Genomic DNA, 16087 nt, shown 5'->3' on the forward strand with positions numbered 1-16087 from the left:
GGCCTCAGCGCAGGCTGTTGCCAAGCTCGTACCAATCGAGCTTGCGGGTGACCCACATGATGCTGGCCAGGATGCCGAACAGCAGCAACGATCCCATCAGCAGCGCGTTGTCCTCGGAGATCAACAGGCTGTAGAGCACCGCGTACAAGGCGGTGAGCATCACCGAAAAGCCAGCCGCACGGATCCAACTGCGCAACACGCCGGACAGATAGAAGGACTGCAGGCCGATACACGCCGCCGCCGACACCAGATAGGCCTGCCAGAACGCGATGTGTTCGGAAAGGCTGAGCAGCAGGAAGAAGATCGCCAGCGCCAGGCCCACCAACAGGTACTGCAAGGGGTGGATCGGCAGGCGCTTGATCAACTCGAACAGCACGAAGGCCACGAAGGTCAGCACCACGAACAAGATGCCGTACTTGCTGGCGCGGTCGGCCTGGGTATACACGTCCACCGGGTCGACCAGGCGCACTTCCAGCGTATCCAGCGCCGCATGACTGGACTGCAACTGCGTCTGCGCACCGGTGGCCAGCGACGACAGCGACCAACTCGCATCGAAGCCCTTCGGTCCGATGCTCGGCGCATTCGGCAGGAAGCGGCCGCCGAAGGACGGGTGCTGCCAGGTCGAGCGCAGGGCGATCTCGTTGTTGTCGGCGATCGGCGCGATGGCCAGCCGGCGCGTGCCGTCCAGCACGAACTGCATGTCCACCACGTTGCCGTCCTGCAGCCGGCCGGCGACCGTGTCGGCCAGCTGACCCAGTTGGGCATGGATGCCCGCCGAACGGTCGGCCAGTGCGCCTGCACCGCTCTCCAGCGCCAACGTGCGGCCATCGACCTGCAACCGCGGCGTGCCCACCAACCCGCGCACGTCGGACATACCGATTGCCAGGTACGGCTGGCCATACACACGGGTCGGCGCAGCCGCGTAGTCGAAGGGGTCGTATTCGGCATGCAAGGTGGCCTTCCAGGAATACACCTGCACCCGGTACAAGCCCACCTCGCGCACCGAGGGCACCATCTCGCCGCTGAGTTTCAGGCGACGCGGCGTTTGCAGCAGCGTCCCTTCGCGCTTGCGCCAGACCTTGCGCTGGTTGCCCTGCTCGTCCGGCTCGGTGACCTGCACGTCTTCGGTATACGGCAGTACCCGCACCGGCGCGATGAACTGCTGCTCGCCGGCCTTGCTCTGCGCCACCCGCTCCACCGCCTCGTCGCGGTAGCGCGCGCGGTCCTGCACCGCGCCACGGATCAGCAGCAACGGAATCAGCAACAGCAGGATCAGCCCACCGATGGTGGCGAACCGCAATAACAGTTTCAGGGATTTCATCGGCCATCCTCATCTTGGGAGGTGGCCAGGGTGCGCTGCGCCGGTGTTGGCGGTTTGAGGCGAATTTGAAGCGAAGGTGAAGTGCGCGCCCCGGACAGTTGGCGACCGGCACTGTGACGCATTGACGAAATACGGTTTTCACCGCGGCAAAGTGCCACCCGTACCCAACACAGGCTTCTGTTTGATCGGCAGCACTTCGCCTTGCCGCCGCACGCCTCGCCTTCACGCGTAACGATGCACGGGCAGGTGCGCAGCCTCCAATCCCTCGTTCTTGTTTGGTCGCGGCTTCCAGTTCGCTGTTGTTCGATGCGGTCCTGAGCCGCATGCGCTGCATCAGCGCTGTCATGGCCGCACGCCCACTCGGCAGTGATTCGGCACCTGCGCACGACTGCATTCATCTCTCAACCTGGAGCCGTCTTCCATGAACACGCACCGTTCGCTCGCCCTTTGCCTGCTCGCCGCCCTGAGCCTGACCGCTGCCACCGCGCAGGCGGCAGGGCACGGCATGGGCCTGAAGCCTTCGTCGTTGATGCAGCCTGTCACTCCGCTGTTCGGTACCGAGAGCGTGAGCACACCGCTGCCTGCCAGTGTCGACCTGACTGCATGGGCGATCACGCCGGGCGACCAAGGGCAGGTCGATGCCTGCGCGTCATGGGCGACCGCTCATACCCTGACCGGTTGGTATGCCAATGCCAACAAACAGGCCCAGACGCGCTTTGCCCCGATGTACCTGTACAGCCAGGTCAACGGCGGCGTGGATGAAGGCTCCACCCTGGAAGCGCCGCTGGAGATCGCGCTTGCGCAGGGCATCGACACCGAGCAGCACTATTCGTAGGGCAACTACGACTGGAAACACCAACCCACTGCCGCCGACAGGGCCAACGCTGCCAAGAACCCGACGCCGTATCGCCATTACACCGTGCTGTATTCGGGCAATGGCAATGGGGGAAGCGCCCTGATCCAACAGATCAAGCTCGCCCTTGCCTCTTCCACGCCGGTGGCGATTGGCTTCTATGTGCGCCAGGGCTTTGAAGACCTGACCACCAAGAACCAGTTCGATTACGACGTCAAGACGCCGATTCTGGGTGGGCATGCCGTGATCGCGCTGGGCTACGACAGCGAAGGACTGATCGTGGAAAACAGCTGGGGCACCGAATGGGGCTACAAGGGCTTCGGCAAACTGTCCTGGTCGAAGGTCGCCAAGGATGTGATCGTCGCCGACGTGGCGTACTAGGGCAGCGCAACCACGCGCCGTACGCTGCCATTGACGCAGGCGCGGCATGTGCTCTGGCGCATGCCGCAGCCTTGAACGCACGGCTGCCACACGCGCCAGCCAACCGCGACAACTGCCTGCCCGGCGACTCAGCCGATCGGCAGGCGCAACACCGCACGCGCACCGCCGCCGTCGCGATTGCCCAGCGCCACGTCCCCGCCATGCAGGCGCGCAACCTCGCGCACGAACGGCAAGCCAAGACCGGAGCTGCGCTGGCCGGTCTGCGGGCGTGCCAGCGAATAGAACCGCTCGAAGACGCGCTCGAGCGCGTAATCGGGCACGCCACTGCCACGGTCTTCGACCCCCAACTCCCAATGTCCATCGTGCTGCCGCGCATGCAGGCGAACATGGCTGTCTTGCGGCGAAAACGCGATGGCGTTTTCGAGCAGATTGATCAGTGCCTGTCTCAGCAGAAAACCATCGCCAAGTACGTGGTGATCGCCTAACGTCCCCGCCCCCGCATCCACCTCCACAGATACGCCCGCCGCCGCCGCGCGCAGCGCCACCGCGTCCGCAGCAGCCTGCAGCAGCCCATCGATACCGATGCGCTCGCGCTTCTGCAGCCAGCCGTGCTGCTCCACCTCGGCCAGTGCCAGCAGCTTGTCGATGGTTTCGGTCAGCCGATGTTCCTGCGCGCGGATGGTGGCAACGAAATGCTGGCGGTCGGCTTCCGGCAATGGCTCAGTCAACAACTCCGATGCACCGCGAATGGCCGCCAGCGGGCTTTTCATCTCGTGCGTCAGCGACTGCACGTACTGCTCCACGTACGCCTTGCCTTCCAGCTTGCGGCGCATGCTCTCCAGCGCCTGGCCCAGATCGCCGATTTCATCGCCACGCGGTTTGGGCGGCGGTACCGGGATGCCGGCGCTCACCGCCTGCGCATAGCGATTGAGCCGGCCGATGCCGCGCATCAACCACCAGGTCATCCAGATGCCGATCAACGCGGAAATGCCGATCAACCAGGCGCCGCGCTGCAGGATGTTGCGCTGGCTGGCTTCGATAAACGGGTCGATGCTGCGATTGGGCTGTGCCAGGGTCAGCACGCCGATCAGTTGGCTGGGGTCATCCGGTGCGTAGATTGGCGCAGCCACGTGCATCACCGTGGCGGCAGGGTCGCCATCGGTCTCCGGGCTGGAACGTGCGCCATATTCGCCGCGCAACGTGCGGTAGACATCGTTCCAGCGCGAGTTGTCGCGGCCCACATCGCGGCCCAGCGAATCGAACACCACCACGCCGCGCGCATCGGTGACGGTCACGCGGTAATCCACGGTGTTCTTGCGAAAGCGCCATACCCATGCCTTGGGGTCGCGCTGCTGGGCCCTGGCCACGTTGCGCGCGAAGCGGCCATCGGCAAGCGTGCCGGCAGCCAACTCGCTACTGGCGACTTCTGCCAGCACGTTGGCCGCATCCACCAGCGTGGATTCCATCGCCTGGCGCACCCCCGGCTTGACCTCGTTGACGAACACGCGCATCACGAAGAACGCGGCCAGGCCCACGATCAGGAAGAAGCCCAGAAACAGCTTGAGACCAAGCCGCATGTCAGCCCGCGGCCTGGCTCAGTTCACCAAGGAAGTGCCGGCGCATGCCTACACTTCCAGCGCGTAGCCAAGGCCACGGTGGGTGCGGATCGGGTCGGCCGGCACGCCGGCCAGGCGCAGCTTGCCGCGCAGCGTCTTGATGTGGGTGTCGACGGTGCGGTCGGCACTGTCGGCGCTGGCGTCCCAGCCGCGGTCCATCAGCTGCGTACGGCTCAGGATCGCCCCAGGGCGCTGCAACAATGCTGCCAGCAGGGCGTATTCGTAGCGTGTCAGCGGCAGCAGGGTCTCGCCGTAGCGGATGCGGCTGCCCTCGCGGTCGATCGCAAACGCGCCGTGCGGCTGCCAGCCCGATTCGGCCGCCGCGCCCGCATGGCGTCGGCGCAGGCGCGCACGCACGCGCGCCACCAGCTCGCGCGGCGAGAACGGCTTGGCCATGTAATCGTCGGCGCCCAGCTCCAGGCCGAGCACGCGGTCGATCTCGTCGTTGCGCGCGGTCAGGAAGATCACCGGCACCTCGCTGAAACTGCGCAACGTGCGGCACACCTCGAACCCGTTGATGTCCGGCAGGCCCACGTCGAGGACCACCACATCGGCCGGATCGGCGCGCAGACGCGTCAGCGCATCGCGCCCCAGCAGGCAATGCTCGGGCGCGTAGCCTTCGCTGCGCAGCGCGTAGAGCACGGTATCGGCAATGGCGGCTTCGTCTTCGACGACGAGCACGCGGGCGGCAGACTCGGACATGCCGCGCAGCATACCGGCATGCGGGCACGGCCTACAGACCTAAAGGTCGAGGTGGTCCACGCATGGCGTGGCACGACGTGATGCACACGCCGCATTGCTCGCGGCATCGCGCAGCCTCTGGATGTCGCCACCGTGCGCTTGCGCTGCGTCGCCCGCAATGGGCGGCAACAAATCGCGCCGCAGCCTCTACACTGCCGCGATGAACTATCGCCACGCCTTCCATGCCGGCAACCATGCCGACGTGCTCAAGCACATCGCCCTGCTTGCCCTGATCGACACCCTCAAGCGCAAGGACACCCCGTTCTTCGTGCTCGATACCCACGCCGGGCGCGGCCGCTACCAACTCGGTGGCGAAGAGAGCCGCAAGACCAACGAGGCCGATGCTGGCGTGATGCGGCTGATGGCAGAAGCCAGCTTGCCCGAGGTGGTCGAGCGCTATCTGCGCGCAGTGCAGGCCGACAACCAGTCCGCGGCTCGCCACGCCACGCCCGGCCAGAAGCCCACCCGCCCCACCGCCGGCATCCAGCTCAACTACTACCCCGGCTCGCCGCTGCTGGCTGCGCAAGCGCTGCGCGAGCAGGACCGCATGGCATTTTGCGAACTGCAGACCGACGAAGCCGAGGCGCTCAAGGCCCTGTTCGCCAGGGACAGCCGGGTACGCGTGCACGCCGGCGACGGCTACGCGGCAATCCGCGCCTTCCTGCCGCCGCGGGCTGGCGAAACCAAGATCGGCCGCGGGCTGGTGCTGATCGACCCGCCCTACGAATCGCAGGACGCCGAATACCCGCAGATCATCCACAGCGTGCGCGAGGCGCTGGCGCGCTGGCCACAGGCGATCTGCATGGTGTGGTACCCGATCAAGCTGCGCCGCAGCCTGCAGCCGTTCATGCGCAAGGCCGCCGCGCTGCCGGCCAAGTCGGTGCTGGTTACCGAGCTGCAGGTGCGCCCGGACGACTCGCCGCTGCGCCTGACCGGCAGCGGGCTGCTGATCGTCAACGCGCCCTGGCAGTTCGACCAGGTGCTGGCGCCGGCGTTGCCGGTGCTCAAGCAGCATCTCGGCGAGCCCGGCGCCTCGACCCGGCTGGAGTGGCTGCGCCAGGACGGCTGAGCCGGCAGAGGTGTGCGCCTCCCCATCGTGGTGGGTAGGCCGGCGTTGTCGTTGCACCGCTGCAATGGCCAGGGCCGCGCGCGCCGCGTCGGCGACATAGCCGTTGTCGCGAGCACCTTCAGCGCAGCGCAGACAAGCGGGCGCTGCACCGGATACGCATGTCTCGGGAAGCCAGGCCGGGTGACAAAGGCCTTCCGGCGGCCCCGCTGCTTGCGCTCGGCTTCCGCAATGCGCGCCCCATCACGCTCACGACCGGCTCACGGCACCGCTCGTTACAGTGGTGTGGGAAGCACTGCCACCTCCTATCGGCCCCCGGCGGCACACCGGATTCATTCACGGTTGCGCGCCGGGCTGGTGCCAGAATCTTCCGATCTTTAAGGAACACCGGTCATGGCCATTCGCAATCGCATGCCTCCCTGGCATGAAAACTTCAGCCTGCCCAATGGCCGTACCCTTCTGCTTCGCCCGATCCGTCCCGAGGATGGTCCGCCGCTGCAGGGAGCTTTCAGCCTGTTGGGACCGGAGGAAATTCGCGCGCGCTTTGTGCGCTCCTCCACCGAAATCACCCCGGAGATGGTGCAGCGCCTGACCCATCCCAATCCCAAGAGCGAGATCGTGCTGGTCGCCGCCGAACAACTGCCGCCCGGCGAAGCGCTGGTCGGCGCGGTCGCGCGCGCCGCGCTGGTACCGGGCACCCGCCAGGCCGAATACACCATCCTGGTCAGCAGCTTCGTCGCCGGCCAGGGGCTGGGACGGCAGCTGATGCGCAAGCTGGTCAAGTGGGCGCGGCGCAAGTACCTGGATTGCCTGTTTGGCGATGTGCTGCAAAGCAATGTGCCGATGCTGCAGTTGGCAGAATCGCTGGGCTTCAAGCCGCAGGCGCATCCGGAGTCGCCGGAGCTGGTGCGGATGGTTCTCGAGTTGGATGCCTGAGGGGCGGGGATTGGGGATTCGGGATCTGAGATTCGTTGAAAGCGGCTGCGTGTCGGCTTGCTGAGGATTACTCAATTGCCTTTGTCCACCAACCATCGCTGGCTGCGCTGCCAGTAAATCCTTGTACGTGCGATGAGCCGCTCTCATTGGGCCGCCCGCCAACCGTCTAGTGCGGTGTCCTCATCGATTGCGGGACCGTTGGCGGCATGGATGGAGTGACGGCGTGTCCGGCGAACGGTAAGGGCACCGCGCGCTCAACGACGCTGCGAGTCTCTGCAGGGTCCTTGCCGGTCCACCATCGCAGGACACGTGCAAGTACGTCCTTGTAAGCTCCGTGGCGGCATCCATGCCGCCAAGGGTCCCGCGACGGTGGCCCGGCAAGGACCAATCGAGATGGTCGGCGTGTCAGTGCAGGCGACAGGCAATGTTCGCTGGCTATATGACTTGGGACGCGACCCGCTTGCAGCGCCCAGGCGGGAAGCCGCACCGCCTTCGTACCATGAGCTGCCATGCACTCGACCAGCGGCGTTGGACGTTCCAGGCCCGCACGGATGAGGTCATGCCCTCTCCCGCGGCGCCCGCCCGAGGTGGCCTTTCACACCAGATGGACCGGCCGCAGCGGGGGCTCTGATAAAATCGCCGGCTGATGCCGTCGCCTACCTTCCCCTCTCCGCCGCTGCCCAGGTCTGGCCAGCTCCGCGCCTACTGGCGCGCCCCGTCCTCTCCGACTGCGCTGGCATGGTCGATTGCGCGGGCAGCCGAGGCGCATGCCGGCCCGCTGCTGGTCATCGCGCGCGATAACCAGAGCGCGCACCAGATCGAAGCCGACCTGCATGCCTTGCTCGGCGAGCAAGCGGCGCTGCCGGTGGTGCCGTTTCCCGATTGGGAAACCCTGCCCTACGACCAGTTCAGCCCGCACCCGGAAATCATCAGCCAGCGGCTGGCCGCCCTGCACCGCCTGCCCGGCCTGACCTGCGGCGTGGTGATCGTGCCGGTGCAGACCTTGCTGCAGCAGTTGGCGCCGCTGAGCTACATCGTCGGTGGCAGCTTCGATCTCACCGTTGGCCAGCGGCTGGATCTGGATGCGGAAAAGCGCCGCCTGGAAAGCGCCGGCTACCGCAACGTGCCGCAGGTGATGGACCCGGGCGATCTCGCGGTGCGCGGCGGCCTGCTGGACGTGTTTCCGATGGGCGCGGACACGCCATTGCGCGTCGAGCTGCTGGATGAGGACATCGATTCGATCCGCGTGTTCGACCCGGAATCGCAACGCTCGCTGGACAAGGTGGACGCGGTCAAGATGCTGCCGGGCCGCGAAGTGCCGATGGACGATGCCAGCGTGGAGCGCGTGCTGGCCTGCCTGCGCGAACGCTTCGACGTGGATACCCGGCGCAGCGCGCTGTACCAGGACCTGAAATCCGGGCTGGCGCCGTCGGGCATCGAGTATTACCTGCCGATGTTCTTCGCCAAGACCGCAACACTCTTCGATTATCTGGACAAGCGCGTGCTGCCGGTGATCGCCACCGGCGTGTCCAACGCCGCCGATACCTTCTGGGCGCAAGCGCAGAACCGCTACGAACAGCGCCGCCATGATGTCGAGCGCCCGCTGCTGCCGCCGGACGAGTTGTATCAATCGCCGGATGCGCTGCGCGAGCGGCTCAACAAGCTGGCGCGTATCGAAGTGTGGGCCAGCGATCATGCGCGCATCGATGAGGCAGCCCCGCTCGGCGACCAAGCGTTGCCGCCACTGCCGGTGGCTGCCAAAGACGCGCCGGCCGGTCGGGCGCTGGCATCGTTCCTGAGCCATTACCCGGGCCGCGTGCTGGTCGCTGCCGATTCGGCCGGCCGCCGCGAAGCCTTGATGGAGGTGCTGGCCGCCGCGCAGTTGAAGCCGGAGCTGGTCGCCGATGTGCCGGCCTTCCTGGCCGGGACGCTGCGGTTCGGCATTACCGTGGCGCCGCTGGAAGACGGCTTTGCACTGGATCAGCCGCAGATTGCGCTGCTGACCGAACGCCAGCTGTTCCCGGAACGGGCCAACCAGCCGCGCCGCGCGCGCCGGGTCGGACGCGAGCCGGAAGCGATCATCCGCGATCTGGGCGAGCTGTCCGAAGGCGCGCCGATCGTGCACGAGGACCACGGCGTGGGCCGCTACCGCGGCCTGATCGTGCTTGATGCCGGCGGCATGCCCGGCGAGTTCCTGGAAATCGAATACGCCAAGGGCGACCGGCTGTATGTGCCGGTGGCGCAGCTGCACCTGATCAGCCGGTATTCCGGCGCCTCGGCCGAGACCGCGCCGCTGCACTCACTGGGCGGCGAGCAATGGACCAAGGCCAAGCGCAAGGCGGCCGAAAAGGTCCGCGACGTCGCCGCCGAATTGCTGGAAATCCAGGCGCGCCGACGCGCGCGCGCGGGTCTGGCGTTGCAGGTGGACCGGGCGATGTACGAGCCGTTCGCGGCCGGATTTCCGTTCGAAGAAACCGGCGACCAGCTTGCCGCCATCGATGCGACGCTGCGCGATCTGGGCAGCAGCCAGCCGATGGACCGGGTGGTCTGCGGCGACGTCGGTTTCGGCAAGACCGAGGTTGCGGTGCGCGCCGCCTTCGCCGCCGCCAGCGCCGGCAAGCAGGTCGCCGTGCTGGTGCCGACCACGTTGCTGGCCGAACAGCATTACCGCAATTTCCGCGACCGGTTCGCCGATTACCCGATGAAGGTGGAAGTGCTGTCGCGCTTCAAGAGCACCAAGGAAATCAAGGCAGAACTGGAAAAGGTCGCCAGCGGCGACATCGACGTGATCATCGGCACGCACCGGTTGTTGCAGCCGGACGTGAAGTTCAAGGATCTCGGGCTGGTGGTCGTCGACGAAGAACAACGCTTCGGCGTGCGGCAGAAAGAAGCGCTCAAGGCGATGCGTGCCAACGTGCATCTGCTCACGCTCACCGCCACACCGATCCCGCGCACGCTCAACATGGCCATGGCCGGCCTGCGCGATCTGTCGATCATCGCGACCCCGCCGCCGAACCGTCTGGCGGTGCAGACCTTCATTACCGCGTGGGACAACACCCTGCTGCGCGAAGCCTTCCAGCGCGAACTCAGTCGCGGCGGGCAGCTGTATTTCCTGCATAACGATGTGGAAAGCATCGTGCGCATGCAGCGCGATCTGTCCGAGCTGGTGCCGGAAGCGCGCATCGGCATCGCGCACGGGCAGATGCCCGAGCGCGAGCTGGAACGGGTGATGCTGGATTTCCAGAAGCAGCGCTTCAATGTGTTGCTGTCGACCACGATCATCGAATCGGGCATCGACATTCCCAATGCCAACACCATCATCATCAATCGCGCCGACCGCTTCGGCCTGGCGCAGCTGCATCAGTTGCGCGGCCGCGTGGGTCGCTCGCATCACCGCGCCTACGCGTACCTGGTGGTGCCGGACCGGCGCTCGATGACCTCCGATGCAGAAAAGCGCCTGGAAGCGATCGCCTCGATGGACGAGCTCGGCGCCGGCTTCACCCTGGCCACGCACGATCTGGAAATCCGCGGCGCCGGCGAATTGCTGGGCGAAGACCAGAGCGGCCAGATGGCCGAGGTCGGTTTCAGCCTGTATACCGAACTGCTCGAGCGCGCAGTGCGCAGCATCCGCCAGGGCAAGCTGCCCGACCTGGATGCCGGCGAAGAAGTGCGCGGCGCCGACGTCGAGCTGCATGTGGCCTCGCTGATTCCCGAGGATTATCTGCCCGACGTGCATACGCGCCTGACCTTGTACAAGCGCATTTCCAGCGCACGCGACACCGATGCGCTACGCGAACTGCAGGTGGAGATGATCGACCGCTTCGGCCTGCTGCCGGACCCGGTCAAGCATCTGTTCGCCATTGCCGAGCTCAAGCTGCAGGCCAACGCATTGGGCGTACGCAAGCTGGATCTGGGCGAAAACGGCGGGCGGCTGGTGTTCGCGGCCAAGCCGGCGATCGACCCGATGACCATCATCCAGATGATCCAGAAACAGCCGAAGATCTACACGATGGACGGCCCCGACAAACTGCGCATCAAGCTGCCGATGCCCGAAGGCGCCGACCGTTTCAATGCGGCACGCGGCTTGTTGGCGGCATTGTCACCGGGCTGACGCACTGCCGCGCCGGTAGCGGCGACCACGCCGAGCGAGACCATCGCACGTGAAGAGCGAGCAGGCAGGCGGGCAATCCCCTGACTGATCGCGCTTGCCGGTCATCACTGCCGCAGCCAGCCCTGCGCATGCGGCGCGGACAGAGAGTCCACCGGTGGTTTGCGCGCGCGAGCAAGCCGGAACCGCGCCCGCCACGTCGTGCAGGGCCGGGGCCACCTGTCCAACGGGCAAAGGCCTGGACAGTCCCCCCCCCCTGAGCCTGCTTCCGACAAAGCTGAGCAATTAATCCACAGTCGGTGACGGGTTTCGCAAATCCATCATCGCACTGAATTTTGCCTAAATATTTCCGGAAGGCGCCGATACCTGCATAGACCGGCATGGACCGTGTGCAGCGCTGCGCACACTCGTCCAGGCGGTCGCGACCTTCCCAGGCCATGGCACGCACCCGTGCGCCATCGCACCGCTTGAGGCACCAATGAACACGCCATTGTCCGATCTACCCGCGCCGCTGACCCTTGCCCTGGAAGGCGAGATGACCATTCGTCGCGCGGCCGAGCTCAAGCCGTTGCTGCAGCCGGCCCTGCTGCATCCGGGTGGATTGCATCTGGACCTGGCCGCCGTCAGCGAGATCGATACCACCGGTCTGCAATTGTTGCTGGCCACCAAGCAGGCGATCCAGGCCGATGGCCGCCCGTTCTCGCTGACCGATTCCAGCCGCGCAGTGGTCGATGTCATCGAGCTGCTCGGCCTGCTCGAGGCCCTGTACCCGCATGCGGTTGCAGGCCTGGGCGAACGAATTAACTAACGGACTGGCGACGCGCGCATGGACATGAACCAGCTGATGCAGACCTTCCTGGCCGAGAGCCGGGACCTGCTCGAAGACATGGAACGTCACCTGCTCGAAGCCGAGCGCGGCGAACCGTCGCCGGATGCGGTCAATGCCATCTTCCGCGCCGCGCACACCATCAAGGGCTCCGGTGGCCTGTTCGATCTGCCGCAGCTGGTCGGCTTCACCCATGTGGTGGAAAGCGTGCTGGATCTGGTACGCGACGAAGCGTTGAGCTTGAGCTCGGAACTGATCGGGCTGCTGCTGGTGTGCTGCGACCATATCCATGCATTGGTGGAAACCGCCGCAGACCCGAGCCACGCCGACCCGGTCGCACTGGCCGCCGAAGCCGAGCCGCTGCTGGCGCAACTGCAGACGTATCTGCAACGCAGCGCCTGCGGCGTCACTGCAACCGCCGTTGCGCAAGGCGCACCGGAAAAGCAGAGCGGTTACTGGCGCATCACCCTGAAACTGTTTGCCGACGCACTGCGTTTTGGCAATTCGCCGCTCAAGCTGATTCGCAACCTGCGCAGCCTGGGTTCGGTCGAATCGATCAACACCGATATCAGCCAACTGCCGGCATTCGACGACCTGGATCCGGAAGCTAATTACCTGGGCTTCCAGATCCTGCTGCGCAGCGATGCCGACCGCGCCGCCATCGAAGAGGTGTTCGAATTCGTCCGCGAAGATTGCGATCTGGAGATCGTGTCGGTTCCGGCGCCATCCGATGCCGCTGAATTGCTCACTGCCGAAGCGGCAGCCAGCCCCGTGCCGAACAAGCCGCTTGCTGCAGTACCCAGCGCCGCTTCGGCGCCAGGCCGCGCCGCGCCGGACGCTGCCGCGCGCAACGCCGACGCGCGTTCCATCCGCGTGGACGCCGACAAGCTCGATCGCATGATCGATCTGGTCGGCGAACTCATCATTGCCGTCTCCAGCACCAACGCCAATGCGCAACGCACCGGCGATGCGCAGCTACTGGAATCGGCCTCGATCCTGGCTGGCCTGGTCGAAGACGTGCGCGAAAGTGCGCTGCAGCTACGCATGGTCAAGATCGGCGGCACCTTCAGCCGCTTCCAGCGCGTGGTGCACGATGTGGCGCGCGAACTGGGCAAGGACATCGCGCTGGTGGTAGCCGGCGAAGACACCGAACTGGACAAGTCGGTGGTGGAAAAGATCGGCGACCCGCTCACCCATCTGGTGCGCAATGCGATGGACCACGGCATCGAGCCGGCGGACGTGCGCGTGGCGCGCGGCAAGCCTGCGCGCGGCACCGTCGGGCTCAACGCATATCACGACTCCGGCAGCATCGTCATCCAGATCACCGACGACGGCGGCGGCTTGAACCGCGACCGCATCCTGGCCAAGGCGCTCGAACGCGGCCTGATCGAACCCGGCCGCCAGCTCAGCGACCGCGACGTATTCGCGATGATCTTCGAACCGGGTTTTTCCACTGCCGAAAAGGTCACCAATCTGTCCGGACGCGGCGTGGGCATGGACGTGGTCAAGCGCAACATCACCGCACTGCGCGGCACGGTCGAGATCGACAGCGCCGCCGGCGTGGGCACCACCATCTCGGTACGCCTGCCGCTGACGCTGGCCATCATCAACGGCTTCCAGGTCGGAGTGGGCAAATCGGTCTTCGTGGTGCCGCTGGATGTGGTCGAAGAGTGCGTGGAGTTCACGCCCGACTACACCAGCGATTACATCGACCTGCGCGGCAGCGTGTTGCCGTACGTGCGCCTGCGCGAACTGTTCGCGCTGGGCGGCAAGACGCCCTCGCGCGAAAGCATCGTGGTGATCCGACAGGGCGCGCAGCGCTTCGGCCTGGTGGTGGACACCCTGCTCGGCGAATGGCAGACGGTGATCAAGCCGCTGTCCAAGGTGTTCGCGCAGGTCAAAGGCATCAGCGGCTCGAGCATTCTGGGAAGCGGCGATGTCGCACTGATTCTGGATGTGCCCAGCCTGATTCAGCAGTTGCATCCCAACCAGGACGCGCTGGCGGCCTGAACGCCCGCGCCATCGCTCCGGCCCGAACCATCGTTTGTCGTTACCTGACCCCAGGAAGCTACCGTCATGTCACACCGTCTCCCGATCGCTACGCAGTTGTGGTTCACCGCCGCGCTTGCCGTCGCCCTGCCCGTCGTCGCGGTCGTCGCCGGCGTTGCGCTGACGCTCTCGCACGCAGCCTTGCTGGGCACCAGCATCGTTGCAGCATTGATCAGCGGTGCCTTGCTGGTCTGGGCAATCCGTATCGCCAGCGCGTCGCTGGAGATGGCCACCACCACGCTGGACGCGTTCTCGCGCGGCAACTTCGACGTGGCGCTGCCGCAAGTGCGCGACGACCAGGCCAGCGATGTCCTGCGCGGGCTGCGCAAGGTGCAGAGCGGCATCCGCCACGTCAACGAGGAAATCAACCGCGTTTCGCGCGAACACGATGCCGGCGAGATCGACGCGCGCATCGATGTGGCGCGCTTCGATGGCGATTTCCGCACCATGGGCGATGGCATCAACCGCATGGTGGCCAGCCATATCGCGGTAAAAAAGCAGGCGATGGCGTGCGTGGCCGAGTTCGGTCGCGGCAATTTTTCCGCCGAACTCGAGCGCCTGCCGGGCAAGAAGGCCTTCATCAACGAGGTGGTGGACCAGATCCGCGGCAACCTCACCGGCATGGTCGCAGAGGTCAATCGCATGTCGGCCGAGCACGATGCCGGCGATATCGATGTGGTCATCGACACCCAGCGCTTCACCGGCGATTTCCGTCGCATGGCCGAAGGCATCAACGCGATGGTGGCCAGCCATATCGCGGTCAAGAAACAGGCCATTGCCTGCGTCAGCGAATTCGGCCGCGGCAACTTCACCGCACACCTGCCGTTGCTGCCGGGCAAGAAGCGCTTCATCAACGACACCATCGAACAGGTGCGCGGCAACCTCACCGGCCTGATCGCCGAGATCAACCACATGTCGGACGAACACGAGGCCGGCGACATCGACGTGGTCATCGACAGCAGCCGCTTCGATGGCGACTTCCGCAGCATGGCGCTGGGCATCAACCAGATGGTGGGTGCGCATATCGCGGTCAAGAAACTGGCGATGGGCGTGGTGGCCGAATTCGGCCGCGGCAACTTCGATGCACCGCTGGCGCAGCTGCCGGGCAAGAAGGCCTTCATCAACGACACCGTGGAGCGCGCGCGCGGCAATCTGCGCAGCATTTCCGAAGTGATCCAGGTCATGGGCGCGATGGCCGAAGGCGACCTCACCCACACCGTGGAAGGCCGCTACGAAGGCGCATTCGCCGACATGCAGCGCTACGTCAACACCACCATGAGCCGTCTGACCGAGATCGTCGATGAGGTCAACCGCAATGCCGAAAACCTGGCCAGTGCGTCGGAAGAGGTCAGCGCCACCGCGCAGGCGCTGGCCCAGGCCGCCAGCGAACAGGCGGCCGGTGTGGAAGAAACCAGCGCCTCGCTGGAGCAGATGACCGCCTCCATCGCACAGAACACCGAAAACGCGCGCGTTACCGACAGCATGGCGGCCAAGGCGGCCAGCGAAGCGGCCGACGGCGGCGATACCGTGCGCGCCACCGTGGTGGCGATGAAGGACATCGCCAAGAAGATCGGCATCATCGACGACATTGCGTATCAGACCAACCTGCTGGCGCTCAATGCCGCCATCGAAGCGGCGCGCGCCGGCGAACACGGCAAGGGCTTTGCGGTGGTGGCCGCCGAAGTGCGCAAGCTGGCCGAACGCAGCCAGATCGCTGCGCAGGAAATCGGCGAAGTGGCTGAATCCAGCGTGGAACTGGCCGAAAGCGCCGGCCGCGTGCTCGGCGAGATGGTGCCTTCGATCCGCCGCACCTCCGACCTGGTGCAGGAAATCGCCGCCGCTTCCGAAGAACAGACCGCCGGCGTCAGCCAGATCAATACTGCGGTGGGCCAGTTGAACCAGACCACCCAATCGGCCGCCGCCAATGCCGAAGAACTGGCCGCCACCTCGGAAGAGATGAGCGCGCAGGCCGAACAGCTGCAGCAGCTGATGGGCTTCTTCCGGCTGGGCAATGGCAGCCGTGGCGCCGCATCGGGCAGCCGCAGGCCAGGACCGCGCAGGATCGCAGCGCATGCGCCTGCCACTGTGAACAGCGCGCCGCCACGACGCACCAACGTGCGCCAGATCAGTGCGTTGGCCGCCACCGCCGATGCGATCGACGAATCGCAATTCGCCAGCTTCTGAGGAGCC

Annotated in this window: 9 protein-coding genes and 1 pseudogene; 7 read left to right on the forward strand and 3 right to left on the reverse strand. The window is 65.8% G+C overall.

The features are described from left to right. Positions 1-4: 4 nt before the first annotated feature. Positions 5-1321, reverse strand: a complete 1317-nt coding sequence (creD, locus tag J7360_RS08145; protein ID WP_209033632.1) for a cell envelope integrity protein CreD — start codon at positions 1319-1321, stop codon at positions 5-7. 421 nt (positions 1322-1742) lie between these two features. Between creD and J7360_RS08150 the strand changes: the two are divergent. Continuing rightward, a pseudogene (locus J7360_RS08150) lies at positions 1743-2555 on the forward strand (C1 family peptidase). A 128-nt stretch (positions 2556-2683) separates the two neighbouring features. Here J7360_RS08150 and creC read toward each other — a convergent pair. Continuing rightward, a complete protein-coding gene (creC, locus tag J7360_RS08155; protein WP_057659962.1) occupies positions 2684-4132 on the reverse strand; it encodes a two-component system sensor histidine kinase CreC in 1449 nt (482 codons plus the stop codon). A 48-nt stretch (positions 4133-4180) separates the two neighbouring features. Next, positions 4181-4885 carry a two-component system response regulator CreB gene (gene creB, locus J7360_RS08160; protein WP_007962840.1) on the reverse strand — a complete coding sequence of 235 codons (705 nt, stop codon included), beginning with the start codon at positions 4883-4885 and terminating at the stop codon, positions 4181-4183. Between the two features lie 187 nt (positions 4886-5072). On the opposite strand from creB, the gene rlmJ reads away from it, so the two are divergent. The 6 genes from rlmJ to J7360_RS08190 all read left to right on the forward strand — a co-directional run bounded on the left by rlmJ (position 5073) and on the right by J7360_RS08190 (position 16081). Continuing rightward, a complete protein-coding gene (gene rlmJ, locus J7360_RS08165; RefSeq protein WP_057659985.1) occupies positions 5073-5981 on the forward strand; it encodes a 23S rRNA (adenine(2030)-N(6))-methyltransferase RlmJ in 909 nt (302 codons plus the stop codon). A 390-nt stretch (positions 5982-6371) separates the two neighbouring features. Beyond that, positions 6372-6914: a GNAT family N-acetyltransferase gene (locus J7360_RS08170; RefSeq protein WP_003488532.1), complete on the forward strand. Its 543-nt coding sequence runs from the start codon at positions 6372-6374 to the stop codon at positions 6912-6914. Positions 6915-7560: 646 nt separating this feature from the next. Further along, entirely contained in the window at positions 7561-11025 is a 3465-nt protein-coding gene (mfd, locus tag J7360_RS08175; RefSeq protein WP_209033634.1) for a transcription-repair coupling factor, read from the forward strand. A 475-nt stretch (positions 11026-11500) separates the two neighbouring features. Beyond that, positions 11501-11830 (forward strand): STAS domain-containing protein, encoded by a 330-nt coding sequence (locus J7360_RS08180; protein WP_209033636.1) that lies wholly within the window; start codon positions 11501-11503, stop codon positions 11828-11830. Positions 11831-11848: 18 nt separating this feature from the next. Further along, on the forward strand, positions 11849-13858 hold the full coding sequence (locus J7360_RS08185; protein ID WP_022558904.1) for a chemotaxis protein CheA: 2010 nt from the start codon (positions 11849-11851) through the stop codon (positions 13856-13858). A 66-nt stretch (positions 13859-13924) separates the two neighbouring features. After that, positions 13925-16081 (forward strand): methyl-accepting chemotaxis protein, encoded by a 2157-nt coding sequence (locus J7360_RS08190; protein WP_057662391.1) that lies wholly within the window; start codon positions 13925-13927, stop codon positions 16079-16081. Positions 16082-16087 lie beyond the last annotated feature (6 nt).

The organism is Xanthomonas sp. D-99 (assembly GCF_017746145.1).
Classification (GTDB): Bacteria; Pseudomonadota; Gammaproteobacteria; order Xanthomonadales; family Xanthomonadaceae; genus Xanthomonas; species Xanthomonas cissicola.

What these genes read in the sequence shown, in the direction of transcription:
- creB (WP_007962840.1), bottom strand. Translation starts at nt 4,885, where the DNA reads ATGCTGCGCGGCATGTCCGAGTCTGCCGCCCGCGTGCTCGTCGTCGAA.
- rlmJ (WP_057659985.1), top strand. Translation starts at nt 5,073, where the DNA reads ATGAACTATCGCCACGCCTTCCATGCCGGCAACCATGCCGACGTGCTC.
- J7360_RS08185 (WP_022558904.1), top strand. Translation starts at nt 11,849, where the DNA reads ATGGACATGAACCAGCTGATGCAGACCTTCCTGGCCGAGAGCCGGGAC.
- creC (WP_057659962.1), bottom strand. Translation starts at nt 4,132, where the DNA reads ATGCGGCTTGGTCTCAAGCTGTTTCTGGGCTTCTTCCTGATCGTGGGC.
- J7360_RS08180 (WP_209033636.1), top strand. Translation starts at nt 11,501, where the DNA reads ATGAACACGCCATTGTCCGATCTACCCGCGCCGCTGACCCTTGCCCTG.
- J7360_RS08170 (WP_003488532.1), top strand. Translation starts at nt 6,372, where the DNA reads ATGGCCATTCGCAATCGCATGCCTCCCTGGCATGAAAACTTCAGCCTG.
- J7360_RS08190 (WP_057662391.1), top strand. Translation starts at nt 13,925, where the DNA reads ATGTCACACCGTCTCCCGATCGCTACGCAGTTGTGGTTCACCGCCGCG.
- creD (WP_209033632.1), bottom strand. Translation starts at nt 1,321, where the DNA reads ATGAAATCCCTGAAACTGTTATTGCGGTTCGCCACCATCGGTGGGCTG.
- mfd (WP_209033634.1), top strand. Translation starts at nt 7,561, where the DNA reads ATGCCGTCGCCTACCTTCCCCTCTCCGCCGCTGCCCAGGTCTGGCCAG.